The sequence below is a fragment of the Microbacterium sp. K36 genome, assembly GCF_004794355.1.
GTDB lineage: Bacteria > Actinomycetota > Actinomycetes > Actinomycetales > Microbacteriaceae > Microbacterium > Microbacterium paraoxydans_D.
In genome coordinates, this window is the sequence record NZ_SSDN01000023.1 from 1 (window position 1) to 4,225 (window position 4,225).

The window sequence follows — 4,225 nt, forward strand, 5'->3', positions numbered from 1 at the left end:
AGCGCGGCGGCGAGTTCCGCGGCCGCCTCCGGGGCGAACCAGGCGCCCGCCGCCCCCACGCCGAGCGTGTCGATGCGCCCGACATCGTCGAGCAGCGGGAGAATCGCGGTGAGCGCCGCCTCCACTCCGCCCGCCGCGGCGAGGCCCGGCGCTCCGATCCCGGAGCGCTCCCCGGCCGTCGCGCCGTGCACGACGAGGCGGCAGCGGGACTTGCCGAGGTCGACGGTGGCGGTCGTCTCGCTCATCGGCACTCCTCGGATCCGGCGGAAAGAAAGAAAAGCGACTACACAACACGTAGACTCGCTGAAAAGAATTTACCATCCCATTCCGCCGTTCCGGAGGATACCGTGAGCATCCAGTCGACGATCGAAGCCGCTGCTGCGACCCTGCCCCCGTCGCTGGCCCGCGTCGCGGCCGCCGTGCGGGAGAACCCGAGCCTCGTGATCGACAAGACGATCAGCGAGCTCGCGACGGAGTGCCGCACCTCGGTCGCGTCCGTCGTCCGGTTCTGCCGGGCGATCGGCTTCACCGGCTATGCCCCGCTGCGCATGGCCCTGGCCACCGAGCTCGGCAAGGAGGCCGCCCAGTTCTCCGCCCGCGGCGCCTACGGCTCCGAGATCTCCGACGAGGACTCCCTGGAGGAGGCCGTCTCCAAGCTCGCCGCCCTGGAACTCCTCGCCATCGAGGAGACCGTCGGACAGCTCGACTTCGCCGTGCTCGCGGCGGCTGTCGCGGCCATCGACGGCGCCGACCGGCTCCTCCTGTACGGCATCGGCGCCAGCCAGTTCGTCGCGGAGGACCTCGCGCACAAGCTGCTGCGCGTCGGCCGCAACGCCCACGTCCTCTCCGACCCCCACGAGGCCATCGCCGCCGCCGTGCTCCCCGTCGGGACGACCGTCGCAATCGGGTTCTCGCATGCGGGGTCGACCATCGAGACGGTGCGGTTCCTCGAAGCCGCCGTCGCCAACGGCGCGACGACGGTGGCCGTCACCTCCGTGAAGGACTCCCCCCTCGCCCAGGTCGCCGACCATGCGCTGTTCACCGAGGTGCGCGAGTCGACGTTCCGCGCCGGGGCGATGGTGAGCCGGATCGCCCAGCTCGCCCTCGTGGACTGCCTCTTCATCGGCGTCGCCAAGCGCCGGTACGCCGAGACCGTCGACGCCCTGCAGCGCACGCGTCAGGCGACGCGCCTCCTCCGCGACTGACGTCGTCGCCGAGCCCTCGTCGCGTCAGCGGACCGCGGTGTCCGGAGCGGTCAGGGCGTCGGCCCGCGGCGCGCGACCGCCCATCGTCCCCGCCGTGCGCAGGAACACGATGATCCAGCTGAAGATCAGCACGGCCGCGATGAGCTCGACCGCGGTGAGGTTGTAGTAGCCGACGGCGAAGAACGCCCCCAGCAGCACGATGACCAGCACGTACGCCCAGCCGAGCCCCACGAACACCCGCGGGATGCTGCGCACGAACCACGGCAGGCCGACGACGATCACCGCGAACACCACCGCCATGCCCGTCGCGACCGTGTTGTGCAGGCCGAAGAACTCGTCCACCGGGAAGATCCCCACGCACGCGAGGAAGATCCCCATCAGGATGAGGCCGCCGCGCACGATCGTCCGGCCGCGGCGGTCGACCGGGTCGTCGACGGGCAGCCCCGCGGTCGCATAGCGGGAGATGGTCGTCACCATGATCCCCGCGATGATGAGAGTCACGTTGAAGGCCACCGAGGCGCTGTTGCTGCTCATGCCCAGCGCGGACAGGTTGTCGCGCCACCAGTGCACGTCGCTCGAGGCCAGCATCGCCGCGAACGCCCCGACGACCAGGAACACCGCCAGCACCAGCGACAGCACGGTCGGCGTCAGCGCGACGGCGCTGAGGAAGGCGACGTAGCCCGTGAGCGCGAAGGCCACCGCGACGAGGATCGCCCCGGGGAACGGGAAGACCGGGGCGTCGACGAAGCTCTGCTCCAGCAGCTGCGCGATGCCCAGCCAGCCGAGGTAGGCGATGGCGGCATGCGCGAAGGCGATGGCGGCGAGGTCGTACCAGCGGAGCCGGTCGCCGGGAACCGCGAATCCGTCCCTCGCGACCGCGGGGTCGACCTCCGGAGCCCGCACGGCGAGGCGTCCCAGGGCGAACGCGAGGGCGGCCGCGATCGCACCGCCGTACGCCGCGAACATGCCGATCGAGCCGGTGCCGCTGATCGAGAGCTGGTGCCCCCAGAACACCGGGAGGGCCACGAGGAATCCCACCAGCAGGAACGCCGCGCCGACGATCAGCGCCGTCGCCTCGACCACCGCGTCGGCGGTGGAGGGACCGCGCACCTGACGGAGCACGTGCCGGATCCGCTGCCCCACCGTCGACATCATCCCGTCCTTCACGGACCACATCCTAGACGGCACCCCCGCGCGGTCGTCGCCGGTGGTAGCATCGCGGAACGGATCGTATACAACGTCGTCGTTCCCACCAGCCCGAGGTGATCAGTCATGAACGGTGCCCTCACCACCCCCGCCGAATCGGTGTCGACCCTCGTCGCGCGCAACATCAGCGAGTTCCGCGCCGCCGTCTCCGAGTCGTTCGTCCCGCTGCAGGTGTCCTCCGCGGGCGCCGACCAGTTCCGCGGCGTGATCCGCGGCGCCGCCGTCGACGAGGTGCACGTCAACGACATCCGCGCCACCTCGCACGTCGTCGAGCGCACCACCGAGCTCATCGCCCGCGGCGACCGCTCGTACTTCAAGGTGAGCCTGATGCTCGCCGGGACCGGGCTGCTCATCCAGGACGACCGCGAGGCCGTGCTGCAGCCGGGCGACCTCGCCGTCTACGACACCGATCGGCCGTACTCCCTCGTCTTCGATCAGGACTTCCGCACCATGGTGGTCATGTTCCCGAAGCACCTCATCAGCCTGCCCGCGGACATGATCGGGCAGCTCACGGCCGTCCGCATCTCCGGGCAGGAGGGGCTGGGCGGCATGGTCGTGCCGTACCTGACGCAGCTCGCCGGAAACCTCGACGAGCTGGCCGGCACGACGGGGGCCCGGCTCGCGCACAGCGCCCTCGACCTCGTGACCACCGTGTTCACGCGGGAGCTCGGACTCGACCAGGCCTCCGCCGACCCGCACCGCGCCCTCATGCAGCGGATCCGTTCGCACATCGACCGCAACCTCGCCTCCACAGACCTCGGTCCGGCCTCCATCGCCGCGGCGCACTTCATCTCCACCCGCCACCTGCACGGGCTGTTCCAGGAGCAGGGGGTGACCGTGTCGACGTGGATCCGCACGCGCCGCCTGGAGCAGTGCCGTCGCGACCTCCTCGATCCGATGCTCGCCGACCGCCCCGTCGCCGCGATCGCCGCGCGCTGGGGCTTCGTCGACGCCGCGCATTTCAGCCGTGCGTTCAAGACCGCCTTCGGCGTCTCCCCCAGCGAGTACCGCGCCACCCACTGACCCTCGTTCCCGCCTCGCGCCCGCCCGCCGGATCAAAACCGCCCCTCCAGCGCTCGCCCCGCGCACGTTCCTGATCCCGCACCCTCCCCCGCTCCGCGCACGGGATCAAGAACGCACCCCATCCCCGTCCGGCAGGGGCACTTTCGATCCCGCACCACGGCGACGCCACACGCAACGCGTCGGGCATGAGATCCCCGGGCGGGATCACGAACGTGCCGCACCCACGTCTGACAGGACGATTCTGATCCCGCACCGATGCGCCGCGCGCGACGGCACGCGCCGTCCGCGTGCGGGATCGAGAACGCACCGCACCCGCGACCGGCAGGAATCCTTCGATCCCGCATCGTACGGAGCGGGACGCGTGACTCGGGACGGGATCAAGAACGCACCCGCCGTGCGTCTGGCGAGGGCACTTTCGATCCCGCACCGACGAGAGGCACGCCGTGCGCGGGAGGACACGACTCCCGCGCGCCAGAGGACACGACGCCCGCGTGCGGGATCAGGAACGCGCCCCACCCGCGTCCGGGAGGGGCGTTTCCCGTCCCGCGCCGGGGCGGCCGCGGGCGGAACGACGGTGGGGGATCAGGAAGGTGCCGCCGTTGGGCGCGGCAGGGGCGGTTTTGATCCCGCACGGGGGCGAGGGGCGGATCCGGGGACGGAACCGGAGGACGGAGCTGCGCGGAGGACGGAGCTGCGGAGGGCGGAGCTGCGCGGAGGACGGAGCTGCGCGGAGGACGGAGCTGCGCGGGGACGGAGCTGCGCGGGGACGGAGCTGCGCGGGGACGGAGCTG

The 4,225-nt window shown here is 71.6% G+C and carries 4 protein-coding genes; 2 read left to right on the top strand and 2 right to left on the bottom strand.

The features are described from left to right. Nucleotides 1–245: hypothetical protein (locus DW296_RS00935; RefSeq protein ID WP_205807768.1), on the bottom strand; the 245-nt coding region annotated here is incomplete at its 3' end. Nucleotides 246–347: 102 nt separating this feature from the next. On the opposite strand from DW296_RS00935, the gene DW296_RS00940 reads away from it, so the two are divergent. Continuing rightward, on the top strand, nucleotides 348–1,205 hold the full coding sequence (locus DW296_RS00940) for a MurR/RpiR family transcriptional regulator (RefSeq protein ID WP_136050698.1): 858 nt from the start codon (nucleotides 348–350) through the stop codon (nucleotides 1,203–1,205). Between the two features lie 24 nt (nucleotides 1,206–1,229). Here DW296_RS00940 and DW296_RS00945 read toward each other — a convergent pair whose 3' ends face one another. Further along, the gene (locus tag DW296_RS00945; protein ID WP_240742944.1) at nucleotides 1,230–2,372 is read right to left on the bottom strand and encodes a DUF998 domain-containing protein; all 1,143 of its coding nucleotides are present in this window, start codon (nucleotides 2,370–2,372) and stop codon (nucleotides 1,230–1,232) included. 105 nt (nucleotides 2,373–2,477) lie between these two features. Here DW296_RS00945 and DW296_RS00950 point away from each other — a divergent pair, with 105 nt between their 5' ends. Next, a complete protein-coding gene (locus DW296_RS00950; RefSeq protein ID WP_136050699.1) occupies nucleotides 2,478–3,434 on the top strand; it encodes an AraC-like ligand-binding domain-containing protein in 957 nt (318 codons plus the stop codon). Nucleotides 3,435–4,225: the final 791 nt, after the last annotated feature.